The organism is Spiroplasma endosymbiont of Villa modesta, assembly GCF_964030925.1.
Classification (GTDB): domain Bacteria; phylum Bacillota_I; class Bacilli_A; order Mycoplasmatales; family VBWQ01; genus Spiroplasma_E.
The window spans coordinates 570,883-588,008 of the sequence record NZ_OZ034992.1 but is presented as its reverse complement, the minus strand read 5'-3'; the positions used below and the strand labels follow the sequence as shown (position 1 = coordinate 588,008).

The following is a 17,126-nucleotide window of genomic DNA, read 5'->3' as shown; positions in this document are numbered from 1 at the left end:
TGTAATAATATCAAGACTTAATTGAATTTTATTTTTTTACTGAGAATAAACATATTGTCTTTATTGATAGTAATTACCATTCGTTTGTGGGGTATTAGTTCTTCTTTAATAATAGATTGTGCGATAATAGTTTCAATATAGTGTTGAATATAGCGTTTAATCGGTCGTGCGCCATATTCTTCATCATAAGCATCTTTTAGTATTTTATTAACTACTTCTGATTCATAAGATAATTGTAAATTTTTTTCTTGTCTTAATCGCAATAATAAAGTATCTAATTCTTTAATAATAATTTCTGTTATTACTTTTTTACTTAATGGATTGAAGATAACAATTTCATCAATTCGATTAATAAATTCTGGTCGAAATGATTTTTTTAAGATATTTAATGCTTGCTCTTTGCTGTTATCTTTACCACTTAATAGTTCTTGTGAACCAAGATTTGAAGTCATAATAATTATTGTGTTTTTAAAGTCAATTAAGAGACCATGACTGTCTGTAATTCTACCTTCATCAAGAATTTGTAATAAAATATTTAATATTTCAGGATGGGCTTTTTCGATTTCATCAAAAAGAATGATACTATAAGGATTTCTTCTTACTTTTTCGGTTAATTGTCCACCGTTTTCATAACCAACATAGCCAGGAGGTGAACCTAGTAATTTGCTAACTGCGTGTTTTTCCATAAATTCTGACATATCAATACGAACCATATTTTTTTCACTATCAAATAAAATATCAGCTAAGGTTCTAGCAACTTCAGTTTTTCCAACACCGGTTGGACCCAAGAAAATAAATGAACCAATTGGGCGATTGGGATCTTTAATGCCAGCACGAGCTCTAATTAAAGCATCACTTACCAACTGTAGGGCATTACTTTGACCTTTAATTTTCGTATTTAAAGTTAAGGGTAATTTTAATAATTTTTCTTTTTCGGTTGCTAATAAACGAGTAACAGGAATGCCAGTTCATTTTGCAACAACTTTTGCAATATCTTCACTAGTAACATCTTCGCGTAGTAAAGGATTATCTTTTTTTATATTTTCACTATCTTTAAGTTCTTTTTCTAAGTTGGGAATAATACTATATTGTAGTTCACCAGCTTTTGTAAAATTACCTGATAATTGATACAATTCTAATTCTGATTTAGCATTTTCTAATTTATTTTTTAAACTAGTAATATGGTCTAATGCTGACTTTTCTTTGATTCATTTATCTTCTAATTGTTGTAAAGTATTTTTTTTAGTTTTTAATTGTTTATCAACTTCAATTAGTCTTGTTTGCGAGTTTTCATCTTTTTCTTTGCTTAAGGCTGCTTGTTCAATTTTTAATTGTAAGACTTTTCTTCTTATATCATCTAAATCACTAGGAACCGAAGCAATTTCAGTTTTAATACTAGCACAAGCTTCATCAATTAAGTCAATTGCTTTATCAGGTAAGTAACGATCATTAATATATTTATTAGATAGATAAACAGCTTCTCGTAATGCACTATCATGAATTTTTACACCATGATAAGCTTCAAAACGTTCTTTTAAACCACGTAAGATAGCAGTTGTATCTTCTGTTGATGGTTCTTTAATAATCATCTTACGAAATCTTCGTTCAAGGGCTGCATCTTTTTCAATGTATTGACGATATTCGTCAAGTGTTGTGGCACCAATACAACGTAGTTCACCACGTGCTAACATTGGTTTTAGTAAATTAGAAGCATCCATTGAACCTTGTGTTCTACCAGCACCAACAATTAAATGTAGTTCATCAATAAATAAAATAATTTTTCCATTAGAATTTTTAATTTGGTTAATAACCGCTTTTAATCGTTCTTCAAACTCACCTTGGAATTTAGCGCCAGCAATTAGTGCTCCCATATCTAGTTCATAAATAATTTTATCTTTTAAGTTACTAGGAACATCACCACGAACAATACGTTGGGCTAAACCTTCAATAATAGCAGTTTTACCAATACCAGGTAAACCGATTAAGACGGGGTTGTTTTTAGTTTTTCGTGAGAGTATTTCTTCTACTTTACGAATATCTTCATCACGTCCAATAATAGGATCCATTTTTCCTGTTTTAGCTTGTACAATTAAATTACGAGCAAATTTATCAAGAATTTTAGGATCATTACTATAGTTAGGGATTTCATTTAATTGCATAATGTCACTCCTCTTTTTAGCACTATAATTACTTGATTGCTAATCATATTAATATACTAACAAATAAAATTAGCAGTTTCAAGTAGTAACTGCTAATTTTATATTTAATTGAATTAGGGATAAGTATTTTCAATTAAAGAAACTTAATATGATATTAATATTTGTGATAGATCTTGTAGGTATTTTAGATCTTAAATATATATTTCTCGTGTAAATAATATGGACATATTCCGTAATTAAATTTAATTAATTGTCAATAAAATTGTTTTAAAACTATTTAGTGTTATTGAATATAGAAATAAATATTTTTTGAAAAAATAGTTTAAAAAATGAGTTTACATTTTAAACAAAAAATTGTTAATAATATTTTTATATTAACTCGATAAAAATTTAAATTTTAAAAAAATATTTTTAATATTTTTTTTATTTTAATGGTTTTATTTTATTAAAAATTTCACAAAGTAAGTTAAATCTTAAGTACATAAGTCTAAATTTAGATTTTCTACATTTATTTACTAAAATTTTGAATCTTTTCAATCAAGCAAAGACATGTTCAACTTTAATTCTAATTTTAGATACAATCTTATTGTATTTTCTTTCTTGTTTAGTTAATTTTTTATTTTTAGTTCTTTTAATTGGTATTATTGTATTTTTATAAATATTTTGTATACCTTGATATCCTAAATCACCAATAATTATTGTTTTTTCTGAAAATTCAAGATTTGAATTTTTTAATATTTGAAAATCATACACTTTACCATTATCAGCAAAAATATCAACAATTTTTTTATTAAAAAAATCATATACAATTTGAAATTTTATAGAATACATTCAACTTTTACCAGAAAAATATTCTAACTGTAGTTTTTTTAGTTGGTCTTTCAATTTCAATCTCAGTTGAATCAATTAAATAAAATTGAAATTCATTTGAATTTTCTTGTTTTTTATCAATTTTTAATTTATATCTTTCTTTTAAAAATTGGTAATCTTTGTGGTTACTAAGTTTATTTTCTACTCAAGTAATATTTCGAAAACAACTTGATGGGCTCATTTTAGATTTAATACTCATTTGAAAAAAAGTATAATATTCTTTTCAGTATAATAAAGTCATCATTAATCTTTCTTCTACTGAAAGTTTATTTTTTCGACCTTTATTTTTTTCTAATTTTTCTATTTCAATTAATTTTTCTAACATTTCATTAAAATGAAAACGTTTTATACCAAAATATCTGTAAAATTCTTCATTTTTTAATTTTTTTAAATTTTCAAAAATCATTTTTATCAACACTTTTCTAAATTTATTGTTAATAACAAAATTATAAAATAAATTTTAAAATTATTAATTGACTTTTAAAAAATTTAATTACGGAATATGTCTTAATACAGATTTACAAAATAAACCAAAAACTAAATCAAAAAAATCAATTAATTTATAGGATAGGTAATTTTTAATTTCATTAAATTGTGGAAAACTATTTTTATTTTTATTTTAAATTTTTGTATTAAAATAAGTGTTATTTAATAAATATAAATCTTATTTAATTATTGATAAAAGCATGTTAAAATTGTAAAGAATTATATTATAGAAGAGGATAAGTATGGAAAATAAAAACCAAGAAGTTAATTTTGAAAATAATAGTGAAAATACATTTCCAAGAACTAAGTTTTTGATAAGTGTTGGCTATTTAATAATACAAGTATTAATTCCAGGAATTATTCTTTTTTTTACTACTAGTACTGATTTTACTTTTACTTTTAAATTACCTTTTTGAATAATGGTACTTTCTAGTTTAAGTTTAATCATATTTACTTTTATTATAACCTTTATTACATATAAGTTAAAATTACATCAATTAGATCAATTTACATATAGTATTCCATTTGCTTTTGTTTTATCATTATTTTATTTGTCAGGATACTTTTTAACTCCTCAACAAATTTTAATACGTTTTATTATTTCAATCGCTGGTGCTGTTATTGGTATTTTTTTAACGAGTATTATTTTATTATTAGTATTAAGAAAAAAAACAAAAAAAATCATATATTAAGTTATAATAAGTGATATAAATCTAAAAAAATAAAATGAAAAAAAGGCGCGTAATATATGTTACGCACCTTTTTAAATATATGTTTTTTATTTACTGTATAAAAATTATTCAATATCTAATTCTCATACATTTGTAATTGTTCCAGCAAATAGTTTTTTATCAACTATTAATGATGAATACACTGAAGCATTTAATTCATATTTGTTTTTTACTTGACTAAAGCTTGAATCAAGTTCATAAACATTATTATTATCAGTGGTAGCATATATTTTGTTATTTAAATCTTCTATTGATAAAGAAAAAAATTTACCATCTTTCAAATTAATTTTTTCTGTTATTTCATTTTTGATTAAATCATACTGATAAATTTTGTCTTCTGTTGCTAATATTAATTCAGTATCAGATAGTGCTTTAATATCAAAAATAATATTACTTTTATTTTTAAAATCATATTTTAATTTATGGGTTTTAGTTTCTAAATCAATTTCTCAAACTGTATTTGTTATTGTACCAGCATATACTTTACCATTTGATGCTTTAATTAAACTATTTATACGTTCTTCATTTAATTGATATTTATTGATTTTTGTATTATTAGTAAAATCAATCTCTCAAATATTTCCGTTCTCTGTTGCAGCAAATATTATACTATCTGAGATTTGAAGAAATTTATTTATTTTTCCATCATTTAATTCATATTTATTAGAAATTTGACCTTCGCCTATGATAATTGTTAGATTAGTAGTTAAATTTTTAAATGAATCATAATTATAATTAATTTTTGCATCAATAGAACCACTAACTGTGAAGTCTTCATCTTTTAAATCAATTTCTTTATTATTAGTAATTTTGTTTAATGAAAATAAATTATTTTTAAAAGAATTTTTAATTTCAGAAATTAATGAATTTTTAATAAATTCAGCATTAATTGAATCATTTAATTCCATTACTGAACTTTGAAAATTAACTTTTTTTGTATATTTTGTTTCATTAATAGCATCAACAATTTTTTCAGAAGAAGCATTAATATTAATTATTAATAAAGTTTCTTTATTTTTAATTTCTCCATAATTAAAAATGATTTTAGCATTAATTGTACCTCATTTATCTAAATCTTCTTGTTTTAAATCTTCTTCATTATAAAGACATATTCCGTAATTAAATTTTTTAAAAGTCAATTAATAATTTTAAAATTTATTTTATAATTTTGTTATTAACAATAAATTTAGAAAAGTGTTGATAAAAATGATTTTTGAAAATTTAAAAAAATTAAAAAATGAAGAATTTTACAGATATTTTGGTATAAAACGTTTTCATTTTAATGAAATGTTAGAAAAATTAATTGAAATAGAAAAATTAGAAAAAACTAAAGGTCGAAAAAATAAACTTTCAGTAGAAAAAAGATTAATGATGACTTTATTATACTGAAAAGAATATTATACTTTTTTTCAAATGAGTATTAAATCTAAAATGAGCCCATCAAGTTGTTTTCGAAATATTACTTGAGTAGAAAATAAACTTAGTAACCACAAAGATTACCAATTTTTAAAAGAAAGATATAAATTAAAAATTGATAAAAAACAAGAAAATTCAAATGAATTTCAATTTTATTTAATTGATTCAACTGAGATTGAAATTGAAAGACCAACTAAAAAAAACTACAGTTAGAATATTTTTTTGGTAAAAGTTGAATGTATTCTATAAAATTTCAAATTGTATATGATTTTTTTAATAAAAAAATTGTTGATATTTTTGCTGATAATGGTAAAGTGCATGATTTTCAAATATTAAAAAATTCAAATCTTGAATTTTCAGAAAAAACAATAATTATTGGTGATTTAGGATATCAAGGTATACAAAATATTTATAAAAATACAATAAGATTGTATCTAAAATTAGAATTAAAGTTGAACATGTCTTTGCTTAATTGAAAAGATTCAAAATTTTAGTAAATAAATGTAGAAAATCTAAATTTAGACTTATGTACTTAAGATTTAACTTACTTTGTGAAATTTTTAATAAAATAAAACCATTAAAATAAAAAAAATATTAAAAATATTTTTTTAAAATTTAAATTTTTATCGAGTTAATATAAAAATATTATTAACAATTTTTTGTTTAAAATGTAAACTCATTTTTTAAACTATTTTTTCAAAAAATATTTATTTCTATATTCAATAACACTAAATAGTTTTAAAACAATTTTATTGACAATTAATTAAATTTAATTACGGAATATGTCTTGAGTATTTGCGGGTGATTCTATAATGACAAATTGACCGGTATTAATTCCAATATTTATGATGGTCTTAGTATTTATTAAAGAATTTATTGGACATATTATTCGTGGATTTAGATAGAAAAAATTAAAGTTGTTTTTAGGAGGTAATAGTTATGATTAAATTATTTTTTGCAATAATTTTTGTTTTTCCTTTATTAGGTAAACTTTTACCTTCTTTAAATAATATTGTGCAAAATATTTTACAAAGTTATATTACTGATTTTTCTGGTTTACATAATTTGTCTTTGGTTATTAAAAGTTTTATTTTTGGTGATAGTTCACAAAAAATAGTTTCAATGCCAGCACCATTGTTAGCAATTATTTTAGTACTTTTTACTTTTTCATTAATTTTAAAATTATTAAAAATAATATAGGAGTAGTTTATTATGGGTGTTGCTTTTATTTCAAAAGTTTTAGAACTATTTGGACAAATTTTTATGAAATTTTGAAATTTGCCAATGGCAGATTTAGGTTTTAATTTGGGTACTTTTGTTGTTTTTATTCTTTTAATAAAGTTTGCTATGTCAGTTTTTTTAAATATTGATATTCAGCCAGTTTCTACATCGGGTACTGTAAAGAAAAGTTACAAAAATATTAAAGGTAGTTCAAAATTTGTTGGAAAGCAAATTGCTAAGCAACATGAAAGAAAACGTTTAAGAAATAAGGCTAAGGGTGTTGAAAATAAAAAAGGGAAGTTTGTAGGTAATTAGTTATGAGTGATTTTGTTAATAGTATATTGCATTTAATTTTTATATTTTCTAGTAATGATATTGGTATATTTTTAAATCAAACTAATATTACTGATGAAGTTTATATTTTAGACATATTCCGTAATTAAATTTTTTAAAAGTCAATTAATAATTTTAAAATTTATTTTATAATTTTGTTATTAACAATAAATTTAGAAAAGTGTTGATAAAAATGATTTTTGAAAATTTAAAAAAATTAAAAAATGAAGAATTTTACAGATATTTTGGTATAAAACGTTTTCATTTTAATGAAATGTTAGAAAAATTAATTGAAATAGAAAAATTAGAAAAAAATAAAGGTCGAAAAAATAAACTTTCAGTAGAAGAAAGATTAATGATGACTTTATTATACTGAAAAGAATATTATACTTTTTTTCAAATGAGTATTAAATCTAAAATGAGCCCATCAAGTTGTTTTCGAAATATTACTTGAGTAGAAAATAAACTTAGTAACCACAAAGATTACCAATTTTTAAAAGAAAGATATAAATTAAAAATTGATAAAAAACAAGAAAATTCAAATGAATTTCAATTTTATTTAATTGATTCAACTGAGATTGAAATTGAAAGACCAACTAAAAAAACTACAGTTAGAATATTTTTCTGGTAAAAGTTGAATGTATTCTATAAAATTTCAAATTGTATATGATTTTTTTAATAAAAAAATTGTTGATATTTTTGCTGATAATGGTAAAGTGCATGATTTTCAAATATTAAAAAATTCAAATCTTGAATTTTCAGAAAAAACAATAATTATTGGTGATTTAGGATATCAAGGTATACAAAATATTTATAAAAATACAATAATACCAATTAAAAGAACTAAAAATAAAAAATTAACTAAACAAGAAAGAAAATACAATAAGATTGTATCTAAAATTAGAATTAAAGTTGAACATGTCTTTGCTTGATTGAAAAGATTCAAAATTTTAGTAAATAAATGTAGAAAATCTAAATTTAGACTTATGTACTTAAGATTTAACTTACTTTGTGAAATTTTTAATAAAATAAAACCATTAAAATAAAAAAAATATTAAAAATATTTTTTTAAAATTTAAATTTTTATCGAGTTAATATAAAAATATTATTAACAATTTTTTGTTTAAAATGTAAACTCATTTTTTAAACTATTTTTTCAAAAAATATTTATTTCTATATTCAATAACACTAAATAGTTTTAAAACAATTTTATTGACAATTAATTAAATTTAATTACGGAATATGTCCTTTGTTTAATTTGACTTTTTGATTGGTATTAGGTGTATTTTTTAATTTTATTTATCGTAGTATTAAATTTATTTTTAGGTCATTGTTTGGGTAGGTGTTAAATATGAGTGTTTGAGATATTTACAATAAAATACATCAATGTATAGTTGATTATTGAACTATGTTTATAGGAAGTCCAGTTGACCAATTTACTACTATTTTATGAAATTTAGTAGTTTATGGAACACAATTTTTTATTGGATTTATTATATTTTATGGTTCATGGTAAATTTTAAAATGTTTATTTGGTAAATAATTATGTGATTTAAGTTTGCTAAATTATTTTTTGTTGTAAATACTTCTGTTCAAGCACCGACTAGTTTAATTGTTTCTAATGCACCTAGTGAAAGTAATTACACTATAACTAGCGATATGGTTAAACCCGTTAAATATAATGATTTTAATGATTGAGCAACTATTCCTTGAAATTCTGCTTATTTTGATGTTGGTCAACCAGATTTAAAATTAGTTTCTGCTGTTGTTCATAAAACTACTGTTACTCCTTATTCAATTCAATTTCATTCTGATGTTGTAGGTAATTTTGATAGGCGAGTTAGTGATTTGTCCACAGATTATAGATTTACAGAACAAGACTTAGACCAATTATCTCTATATTTTATTTAATCATAATTATATACAAACTGGTAAGTTTAATGAGTTAGTTTTTTGGAATTATAATGTTTCTAATAATTTAAGTTTTAAGTTGACTTTTGAAATTACAAAACCTTTGAGTTTTTATATACAAGGTTTTATGTTTTATATTTCTGCTGAATATTTTCGCTATTTTTCTTCTATTTATACATTTTCGTTTTTAGATTATGAGGGTAATATTCGTTATAATTTTAAAGGTGTATTAAATGATAAAGATAGTGTTTATAATTTAGGAAAATATAATTTTGTTACTATGCCGGTTCGTGTTCCTAATTTAAAACATTTAACGATTAATTTTGATTTATCTTCATTAACTAATCGTGACGGTTTGCATGTTAAATTTGGTCAGATGAATATTTTTTCTTCCAAAGATATTGTTCCAGTGCCACCAAATAGTCCTTTTAACCCTGAGTATGAACGTGTTAGTTGATATGATGTTTTTGGTCATTTGCGTAATGCTTTTAGATGATTACTTTATGGCGTTGTTGGTAAAGTTTTACCAGTTGAACCATTAAGACAATTTCTTTTTACAACAGATAGTTTGTTACGACATATTTTTTCAGATACGATTAGTACTGCTTTAAATGTTGATATTGTTAGTGGAATAGAAAATATTATACCTTTATGATTATTTGTTAGAGCAATTAGTTTAATTATAGGTTAGGAGTTTATCATGAAAAAGAAAGATTTATTTGAAATTTGTAGTGGAGTTGTTTTTTGTTTTTTAATATCATTGTTTACTGCTTTATTTTTTGATTTTGATGTAGATAAATTAAAGTTATTTTTTGAAAATGCTAGTTTTGGTTCAAAATTTTTAATTTTCTTTTTTGATTTTATTTTTCCTTTTATTTTAAGTTCATATTTTATAAAATTTTGTTTTTGAATTAAAAATAAGTTTAAAAATAAAAATAAGGTGGTTAAATAATGCCTTGATATGGTTATGTGTTATTAGTTATAGGTTTGATTATAATTATTTATCCAATTCTTATAACTATTCGTAATGTTAAAATTTTAAAACAAGTTGGTAGTTATATTATTTCAGCACCTCCAAGAACTGGTAAGTCTGCTCTTGCTTGTTGTTTAGCACAAACTCATAAGAAAAGAGTAGTTAGTCCTTTCCCCATTAAGTTAAAGACTGGTTATTCTTATTTGGTTAATTATAACGATGTTTTTACTTTTAATCAGTTAGCAAGTAATTATGCTTTTGAGGAACAAGATTTAATAATTTTAGATGAATTAGCATTAAAAATAAATTCTAATGATTTAGGAGTACAGTTTAAAAATCAACAAGAAAGTTTAGGACAATTTTGTAAGTTAATAGGTCATATGTTTAATGGTACTATGTATTTGATTGAACAACACCCTAATAGAATACCAGTACAAGCAAGAGAAAAAGTAGAATATGTTGTGCAAGTTAAACGTATGCGTTTTTTGGTTTTTATTGTTATATTTAATCTTAATTTATATACTAATATTGAGGATTATAATAAAGTAGTGTTTTCACGTCGTAGAACAAAGAAAATGATTAAAAGAGGTATTATGCCTCCGAGTTATAGTGGTGAAGCAATGTCTATGACTTTATTTTTTCCTAGACACTGGTTAAAAAGGTATAATTCACGTGCTTTACATTATGTGCATGAACTTAAAAGTGAATTGTCACCTAAGAAATACCTTAAAGAAGCAAGTAGTATTGATATGACTTATACTGATATTAAATCTGCTGGTTTGGATAAATTAGATAATATTTTAAAGAAAAAAGATAAACCTAAAAATAAAGATAAATAAAAATAGTTATAGTCGCAGTGAACCTACTGCGACTATAACTTGGGTGAGCCACATAGTGGCGAGGGACGTAGTCCCTATATACTTGATGAAAATAAATCATTATTAAAATTTTTTTGATTAATTTCATCTAATGAATTTTTAATAAATTCTGAACTAATGTTTGTTTTTAATTCATCTATAGTACTATTAATTATAATATTATCAAGTGAATAATTAGTTTGATTAATTGCATTTACTATTTTTTGATCATTATTTTTTTGTTTTTCTTTTATTGCACATGATGCAATACTTAAAGACATTGGTAATACAACAGTTAATACACCAACTGTTGCTAGCATTTTTTTGTAACTTAATTTTCTTTTCATCTTTCATCACTCCAAAGTGTTATTATATTTCTTTTATATTTGAATTTCAACACTTAAAAGGAATGAGTTAAATTGAATATCAATTATATTTTCATTCCTAAATAATGTTTTAATGTTTTAATTTACTATTGATCAGTTTACATTAGTTTTAATTTATATTGATTTGTTGAAGATTTTTTTTGTGAATTTAGTGAATTTGCTTCTTTTTTTATTGAAGAAAAATCTTGAATTTTATTTACTTTTTTCTTGATTTTATATCCTTGTTTCAATATTTGATATTCTGGTCTAGATTTTACATAATTACTACCTTTATCAACAATATATTTGCCACCTTTAGCAATTACAATACCACCAGCAGTTGCTTCTAATGTATTCATTAATGATGCTTCTGGATTTAATATTGCATTTAATACACCAGCACCAGCACCACAAATTAATGATGTTCCAACTTTAGTTTTATTTTTATCTTTATGTTTTATGGATTTTTTAATTTGATAACCCGCTATTCCTCCGGCTACAGCACCAATCGCAATGTCGGTAACAGGTAGTGGATTTGTTCATGAAAGACCATCAATTGCTCCTAATCCAGCACCCAATCCACCAAAAATCATTGGTAAATAATCAATTGTTTCATTAACGATATTTTTATCTTTAGACATTTCTTTTAATCTTCCTTTCTAAAAACAAAAAACTCATTTACTTTTTAACAAGTAATGAGTTAAAAACTTATATTAAGTTTAAAAAAATAATATCATAATTTTAATAATAATTATAAAAAAATATTAATTACACAATTTAGTGTAGATTAATTATAGTTACATTAATTATTAAAGATATATTTTTTATTTTCTTTTTTTAGTAATTTTTATATTTAAATTATGTGTATAATTCTAAATTTTGTATTGCTTTTAATAAAAAATACTTTATAATATTTAAGACTGTTTATGCAGTTTCAACCGCTCTACTTTAGGTTAACAAGTGATTTATTCCACCTATAAGGCGAGTCTAAACTGGAGGTAATAAGAAAAATGTTTGTAGTTATTCAAACAGGAGGAAAACAAATTAATGTTTCCTATGGTCAAGAAATTTTTGTTGAAAAACTTGTTGGCAAAGCTAAAGATAAGATTATTTTTGACAAAATATTGATGATTGATCAACAATTCGGTAAACCTTTCCTAAAAGGTGCTGAAGTTCATGGTGAGATTATTAAACAAGATAAATCAAAAAAGATTCGAGTGTTTAAATATAAACCTAAGAAAAATTCAAAAACAATGTATGGACACCGTCAGCCATATACAAAGGTATTAATTACTGATATTTTACTTGCTGGTAAAAGTCTTGTTGATAAGAAGGCAGAACAATCAAAACCAGTAATTAAAGATGAAGTAAAAAAAGAAGTAATTTCTGAAGTAGTAACTCCTATTATTAAAGAGCCAAAATCAGTAGTTAGTAAAGTAAAAAAAGAACTTACAAAAGAAAAAGTTGTTAAAACTAAATCAGTTGTTAAGGATAATATTACAGAACCAGATAACACTAAAACTGTTGTTAGTGAAGGTAATTTAAAAACTATTTTTGATCATAAAAATATGACTGTTAAAGTTGTTAAAGAAGATGATGAAAATAATAAAAAATAATTTAAGGTAATATCAAATTATGGTTAAAGTTACTTATAATTACCAAAATAGTAACATTGTAGAAGTTATAATTACTGGTCATGCTAATTTTTCAAAAATTGGAAATGATATTGTTTGTGCAGGGATTTCAACCATTGTTATTGGTACATTAAATGCACTTCATGAACTTGATAATAATCAAGTTCAAGTAATTAATAATACTGCTGGATTAGTTAAACTTAAAGTTGCTAGTTTCACTAATAATAGTCAAATCATTTTAAAAACAATGCTTTGACAACTAAAAACTATTAAAGAACAATATCCAAAATATATTAACATAAAGGAGGTGTAATTATGTTTTATAAATTAAATTTACAATTATTTGCTTCAAAAAAAGGAGTGGGTTCAACTCGTAATGGTCGTGATTCACATTCTAAACGTTTAGGTGCTAAAATTGGTGATGGACAAAGTTTAAAAGAGGGAACAATTATTTATCGTCAACGTGGAACTAAAATTCACCCTGGTGAAAATGTAGGACGTGGTGGTGATGATACCTTATTTGCTTTAAAATCAGGAATTGTTAAGTATACTATTTTTAAAAAAAATAAAACACGAGTTTCAGTTATACTTGATAAAAAGTAAAAATAAATTTTTAATAATAAAAACCTATTTTCAATGCTATCATATTTTGAAGATAGGTTTTGTTTGTTTATTTTATGTTTAATGATATGATAGGAGAAAATAATGAAACATATTACTTTAATAATTACTGGTAGTATTGCAGCAAACAAAGCCTTAATTTTATTAAAACAATTAAAAAAAGAATTTTTAGTTGATATTATTTGTACTAAAAGTTCTTTACATTTTCTAGAAGATAAAACATTTTCTTATTATTCTGAAATGTTTGAACAAGAATCATATGTTAAAGGAGATTTAATTACTCATACTAATTTAGCAATTAAAACAAATTTAATTGTTGTTTATCCTGCTACTATGAGTTTTATTAGTAAAGCAAATTTAGCAATTGCTGATAGTTTAGCATTATCAGTATTTTTAGCTTCCAAAGCAGAAAAGATATTATTTCCAGCAATGAATCATAATATGTATCACAATCAAAGTTTTCAAAAGAATTTATTAGAATTATCTAATTTTGAAAATATTACTATTATTCCTCCAGATTCAGGAATGTTAGCCTGTAAGATGATTGGTGATGGACGAGTTAAAAGTCCAGATAATGCATTAACAATAATTAAAGATTTTTTTAAAAAAAGTATTGATTTATCTAATAAAAAAATTTTAATTAATATTGGTCGTACTAGAACTTATATTGATCCAATTCGTTATATTACTAATAATTCTTCAGGAAAAATGGGTAAAGCATTAGTAGATGCTTTTCTTAAAACTAACGCTAAAGTAGTATTAGTTGCAGGTGATTGTGATTTTGAAATTAAATCGCAAAAAAACCTAACTATTATTGAAGCAAATACTAATGAAAAAATGTTCTTAGCAATGAAAGAAAACTTTGATAATGCTGATATTGTAATATGTGGTGCTGCTTTAAATGATTATAAAGTAAGTAAATATATTCCTAATAAAATAATTAAAAATAAAAACGAAAATTTATCTTTATCACTGATTGCTAATATTGATGTATTGGCATTTTTAGGTAAGCAGAAAACAAAACAAGTTTTAATTGGTTTTGCTGCTCAAGAATTTAATGATAAAAATCTTGGTATCGAAAAAATGAAAATTAAAAATTGTGATGGTATTTGTATTAATAATATTAGTGTTATGGGTAAAAATGAAACAGAAATTAATTTTTATTTTAAAAATAATAATTATAATTTAATTGGTTCAAAAGTGGAAGTTGCTAAACAGATAGTTGATATTATAAGTAAGAATATTTTAAATTATTAATATAATAAAAATAGAATTTATTGCTTTAATATTTTTTCCTAACAATAGATTATTTTAAAAAAATATTTATATAGCTAACTTTATTATAAAAAATGAACAATATGATATTTTAATGTTAAATATCATATTGTTCATTTTTTATAATAAAGTTTGAATATGTAATTAATTTGTATCAATAAATATATAAGAAAAGGTTATATATAAGTGTTTTTTTAATTTAAAGGTACACATTCAAGTAAAAAGTCTCTAATTTTTTTATTAATATCCTTAGTGTTTTTTAATTCTTTTTCTAGTTTTTCTACAGTGTTTTTACAATCTTGTATTATTTTTTTAGTTCTTCAATGTTTTCTTTTGAATGTTTTAATTGTTTTTCTAATTTTTCTTTATCATATTGAGATTGTTTTAGTTCTTTTTCTAATTTTTCTTTAATACCTTTAGATTCTCTTAATTCTGCTGCTTGTTTTGCTATAGTATATCTAGATTTTCTTAATTCTTCTTCTAAATTTTCATTATTATTTTTATAATCTTTAAGTTCTGTTTCTAGTTTTTCTTTATCATTTTCTACTTCTTTTAATTTTGTTTCCAGTTTTATATTATTATCTTGATTAGTAGTGGTGTTGCTATGGGTATTAATAATAATTTTAATAATTATTTTGCTATTCCTACGATTATTGCCGGTGCAAGTGAAATTATAAATACTTTATTGTTGCCATTAGGAAATACACATAATAATACAGAATTGCAAGAAGTCTTTACTGATGAAAGAGCAAGATTGATTAATGGTAGTTTTAGTGATTATCAAAGTACACATGACAGTATGGTTGATGTTGATTTAAATGATGATAGTATGTCTGAGATTAATTTAGATAGAGCAAGTTTAAATTGGGATTATTCTTATGCTTATACACTAGGTGGTGTTTAAAGTGAAAATATATATGTGATGAATTTTAAAATTTATGGCATTAACTGGATGTATTACATTTAGTATATTTTTAGGATTAATTCCTAGCATTATAGTTTTAGGAATTGTTGCAATTAAACCAGTATCTATCTTAATTGGGATTGTTGTGGGTTATATTGGTATTCCATGAAATAATATTAAAAATAAAATAACAAATTGAGTTTTTAAGAGAAAAGAAAATAAATTTATTAAAAAGAATGATTTAAAAGTTGAAAGAAAATTTCAAAATTTAAATAATCAAGTAAAAGAATTAAAACAAACATTAGAATTTCAAAGTAAATTATTAGAAATTAATAATGAAAATTTAAGAAATAATGAACAAAATAAAACTATAAGAACATTTATTTTATAAGGAGTGAATTAATTTTATGAAAAAAGATAAATGAAAAAATATGTCAAGACAAAAGTTGCATAAGAAAAAGGCAAAAAGAAATTTTGACCAAAGATTAAGTGAAAATATGAATTATGATGATTTTTTAGGGGGTAAAAAATAATGGTTAAGTGAATAGTTGTGATAATTGCTGTGCTTGGTACTTCTTGAGCTTTTAAAGGTACTATTAAAAGTTAGTTTGAAAATTTAAACATAGGACATATTCCGTAATTAAATTTAATTAATTGTCAATAAAATTGTTTTAAAACTATTTAGTGTTATTGAATATAGAAATAAATATTTTTTGAAAAAATAGTTTAAAAAATGAGTTTACATTTTAAACAAAAAATTGTTAATAATATTTTTATATTAACTCGATAAAAATTTAAATTTTAAAAAAATATTTTTAATATTTTTTTTATTTTAATGGTTTTATTTTATTAAAAATTTCACAAAGTAAGTTAAATCTTAAGTACATAAGTCTAAATTTAGATTTTCTACATTTATTTACTAAAATTTTGAATCTTTTCAATCAAGCAAAGACATGTTCAACTTTAATTCTAATTTTAGATACAATCTTATTGTATTTTCTTTCTTGTTTAGTTAATTTTTTATTTTTAGTTCTTTTAATTGGCATTATTGTATTTTTATAAATATTTTGTATACCTTGATATCCTAAATCACCAATAATTATTGTTTTTTCTGAAAATTCAAGATTTGAATTTTTTAATATTTGAAAATCATGCACTTTACCATTATCAGCAAAAATATCAACAATTTTTTTATTAAAAAAATCATATACAATTTGAAATTTTATAGAATACATTCAACTTTTACCAGAAAAATATTCTAACTGTAGTTTTTTTTAGTTGGTCTTTCAATTTCAATCTCAGTTGAATCAATTAAATAAAATTGAAATTCATTTGAATTTGCCACTTGCCACTTGCCACTTAGCCCTTTT

Annotated in this window: 26 protein-coding genes, 1 pseudogene and 1 other annotated feature; of the genes and pseudogenes, 20 read left to right on the top strand and 7 right to left on the bottom strand. The window is 22.5% G+C overall.

The window, feature by feature from the left end:
- Window positions 1-17: 17 nt before the first annotated feature.
- The 3 genes from AAHM89_RS03830 to AAHM89_RS03820 form a co-directional block, all read right to left on the bottom strand.
- Window positions 18-2,159, bottom strand: coding sequence for an ATP-dependent Clp protease ATP-binding subunit (locus tag AAHM89_RS03830; RefSeq protein WP_342266990.1), 2,142 nt, complete (start codon window positions 2,157-2,159; stop codon window positions 18-20).
- Between the two features lie 423 nt (window positions 2,160-2,582).
- Complete coding sequence (locus AAHM89_RS03825; RefSeq protein ID WP_342266989.1) at window positions 2,583-2,990, bottom strand: transposase family protein; 408 nt, start codon at window positions 2,988-2,990, stop codon at window positions 2,583-2,585.
- Window positions 2,991-2,997: 7 nt separating this feature from the next.
- Entirely contained in the window at window positions 2,998-3,435 is a 438-nt protein-coding gene (locus AAHM89_RS03820) for a transposase family protein (protein ID WP_339046404.1), read from the bottom strand.
- Window positions 3,436-3,757: 322 nt separating this feature from the next.
- Between AAHM89_RS03820 and AAHM89_RS03815 the strand changes: the two genes are divergently transcribed.
- Window positions 3,758-4,207, top strand: coding sequence for a DxFTY motif-containing membrane protein (locus AAHM89_RS03815; protein ID WP_252320963.1), 450 nt, complete (start codon window positions 3,758-3,760; stop codon window positions 4,205-4,207).
- Window positions 4,208-4,311: 104 nt separating this feature from the next.
- Here the strand turns inward: AAHM89_RS03815 and AAHM89_RS03810 are convergent, their stop codons facing one another.
- Complete coding sequence (locus AAHM89_RS03810) at window positions 4,312-5,385, bottom strand: hypothetical protein (RefSeq protein WP_342266988.1); 1,074 nt, start codon at window positions 5,383-5,385, stop codon at window positions 4,312-4,314.
- Window positions 5,386-5,452: 67 nt separating this feature from the next.
- Here AAHM89_RS03810 and AAHM89_RS03805 point away from each other — a divergent pair, with 67 nt between their 5' ends.
- The 12 genes from AAHM89_RS03805 (at window position 5,453) to AAHM89_RS03750 (ending at window position 10,939) form a co-directional block, all read left to right on the top strand.
- Window positions 5,453-5,875: a transposase family protein gene (locus tag AAHM89_RS03805; RefSeq protein WP_342266987.1), complete on the top strand. Its 423-nt coding sequence runs from the start codon at window positions 5,453-5,455 to the stop codon at window positions 5,873-5,875.
- Between the two features lie 23 nt (window positions 5,876-5,898).
- Window positions 5,899-6,156 (top strand): transposase, encoded by a 258-nt coding sequence (locus AAHM89_RS03800; RefSeq protein ID WP_342266986.1) that lies wholly within the window; start codon window positions 5,899-5,901, stop codon window positions 6,154-6,156.
- A gap of 445 nt (window positions 6,157-6,601) precedes the next feature.
- Window positions 6,602-6,862 carry a hypothetical protein gene (locus AAHM89_RS03795; RefSeq protein ID WP_342266985.1) on the top strand — a complete coding sequence of 87 codons (261 nt, stop codon included), beginning with the start codon at window positions 6,602-6,604 and terminating at the stop codon, window positions 6,860-6,862.
- A 12-nt stretch (window positions 6,863-6,874) separates the two neighbouring features.
- Window positions 6,875-7,198 (top strand): hypothetical protein, encoded by a 324-nt coding sequence (locus AAHM89_RS03790; protein WP_338960510.1) that lies wholly within the window; start codon window positions 6,875-6,877, stop codon window positions 7,196-7,198.
- Between the two features lie 2 nt (window positions 7,199-7,200).
- Window positions 7,201-7,326 (top strand): hypothetical protein, encoded by a 126-nt coding sequence (locus tag AAHM89_RS03785; protein ID WP_342266984.1) that lies wholly within the window; start codon window positions 7,201-7,203, stop codon window positions 7,324-7,326.
- A gap of 83 nt (window positions 7,327-7,409) precedes the next feature.
- Window positions 7,410-7,847 carry a transposase family protein gene (locus AAHM89_RS03780; protein ID WP_339046404.1) on the top strand — a complete coding sequence of 146 codons (438 nt, stop codon included), beginning with the start codon at window positions 7,410-7,412 and terminating at the stop codon, window positions 7,845-7,847.
- Between the two features lie 7 nt (window positions 7,848-7,854).
- Window positions 7,855-8,262: a transposase family protein gene (locus tag AAHM89_RS03775; RefSeq protein WP_339045908.1), complete on the top strand. Its 408-nt coding sequence runs from the start codon at window positions 7,855-7,857 to the stop codon at window positions 8,260-8,262.
- 305 nt (window positions 8,263-8,567) lie between these two features.
- A complete protein-coding gene (locus AAHM89_RS03770) occupies window positions 8,568-8,732 on the top strand; it encodes a hypothetical protein (RefSeq protein WP_342266238.1) in 165 nt (54 codons plus the stop codon).
- A 29-nt stretch (window positions 8,733-8,761) separates the two neighbouring features.
- The gene (locus AAHM89_RS03765; protein ID WP_342266983.1) at window positions 8,762-9,127 is read left to right on the top strand and encodes a hypothetical protein; all 366 of its coding nucleotides are present in this window, start codon (window positions 8,762-8,764) and stop codon (window positions 9,125-9,127) included.
- A gap of 103 nt (window positions 9,128-9,230) precedes the next feature.
- The gene (locus tag AAHM89_RS03760; RefSeq protein WP_342266982.1) at window positions 9,231-9,818 is read left to right on the top strand and encodes a hypothetical protein; all 588 of its coding nucleotides are present in this window, start codon (window positions 9,231-9,233) and stop codon (window positions 9,816-9,818) included.
- Between the two features lie 9 nt (window positions 9,819-9,827).
- Window positions 9,828-10,079 (top strand): hypothetical protein, encoded by a 252-nt coding sequence (locus AAHM89_RS03755; RefSeq protein WP_342266981.1) that lies wholly within the window; start codon window positions 9,828-9,830, stop codon window positions 10,077-10,079.
- Window positions 10,079-10,939 carry a hypothetical protein gene (locus AAHM89_RS03750; RefSeq protein WP_342266980.1) on the top strand — a complete coding sequence of 287 codons (861 nt, stop codon included), beginning with the start codon at window positions 10,079-10,081 and terminating at the stop codon, window positions 10,937-10,939. Before AAHM89_RS03755 ends, AAHM89_RS03750 begins: the two co-directional genes overlap by 1 nt.
- Before the next feature lie 74 nt (window positions 10,940-11,013).
- Here the strand turns inward: AAHM89_RS03750 and AAHM89_RS03745 are convergent, their stop codons facing one another.
- Together AAHM89_RS03745 and AAHM89_RS03740 are read right to left on the bottom strand one after the other, a co-directional pair.
- Complete coding sequence (locus AAHM89_RS03745) at window positions 11,014-11,304, bottom strand: hypothetical protein (protein WP_342266979.1); 291 nt, start codon at window positions 11,302-11,304, stop codon at window positions 11,014-11,016.
- Between the two features lie 137 nt (window positions 11,305-11,441).
- On the bottom strand, window positions 11,442-11,963 hold the full coding sequence (locus AAHM89_RS03740) for a hypothetical protein (protein WP_342266978.1): 522 nt from the start codon (window positions 11,961-11,963) through the stop codon (window positions 11,442-11,444).
- Window positions 11,964-12,248: 285 nt separating this feature from the next.
- Window positions 12,249-12,321, top strand: a sequence feature (ribosomal protein L21 leader region).
- Between the two features lie 11 nt (window positions 12,322-12,332).
- Here AAHM89_RS03740 and rplU point away from each other — a divergent pair.
- The 7 genes and pseudogenes from rplU to AAHM89_RS03705 all read left to right on the top strand — a co-directional run.
- A pseudogene (gene rplU, locus AAHM89_RS12790) lies at window positions 12,333-12,623 on the top strand (50S ribosomal protein L21); the annotation flags it as partial.
- Window positions 12,624-12,957: 334 nt separating this feature from the next.
- Window positions 12,958-13,269, top strand: coding sequence for a ribosomal-processing cysteine protease Prp (locus tag AAHM89_RS03730; RefSeq protein ID WP_342266977.1), 312 nt, complete (start codon window positions 12,958-12,960; stop codon window positions 13,267-13,269).
- Between the two features lie 2 nt (window positions 13,270-13,271).
- Window positions 13,272-13,559 carry a 50S ribosomal protein L27 gene (gene rpmA, locus AAHM89_RS03725; RefSeq protein WP_174481212.1) on the top strand — a complete coding sequence of 96 codons (288 nt, stop codon included), beginning with the start codon at window positions 13,272-13,274 and terminating at the stop codon, window positions 13,557-13,559.
- 102 nt (window positions 13,560-13,661) lie between these two features.
- Window positions 13,662-14,834 (top strand): bifunctional phosphopantothenoylcysteine decarboxylase/phosphopantothenate--cysteine ligase CoaBC, encoded by a 1,173-nt coding sequence (gene coaBC, locus AAHM89_RS03720; RefSeq protein ID WP_342266976.1) that lies wholly within the window; start codon window positions 13,662-13,664, stop codon window positions 14,832-14,834.
- 601 nt (window positions 14,835-15,435) lie between these two features.
- Window positions 15,436-15,756, top strand: coding sequence for a hypothetical protein (locus AAHM89_RS03715; protein ID WP_342266975.1), 321 nt, complete (start codon window positions 15,436-15,438; stop codon window positions 15,754-15,756).
- 1 nt (window position 15,757) lies between these two features.
- Window positions 15,758-16,147 carry a hypothetical protein gene (locus AAHM89_RS03710; RefSeq protein ID WP_342266974.1) on the top strand — a complete coding sequence of 130 codons (390 nt, stop codon included), beginning with the start codon at window positions 15,758-15,760 and terminating at the stop codon, window positions 16,145-16,147.
- Between the two features lie 16 nt (window positions 16,148-16,163).
- A complete protein-coding gene (locus AAHM89_RS03705; protein WP_342266973.1) occupies window positions 16,164-16,289 on the top strand; it encodes a hypothetical protein in 126 nt (41 codons plus the stop codon).
- Between the two features lie 294 nt (window positions 16,290-16,583).
- Here the strand turns inward: AAHM89_RS03705 and AAHM89_RS03700 are convergent, their stop codons facing one another.
- Window positions 16,584-16,991, bottom strand: a complete 408-nt coding sequence (locus tag AAHM89_RS03700; protein ID WP_342266972.1) for a transposase family protein — start codon at window positions 16,989-16,991, stop codon at window positions 16,584-16,586.
- Window positions 16,992-17,126 lie beyond the last annotated feature (135 nt).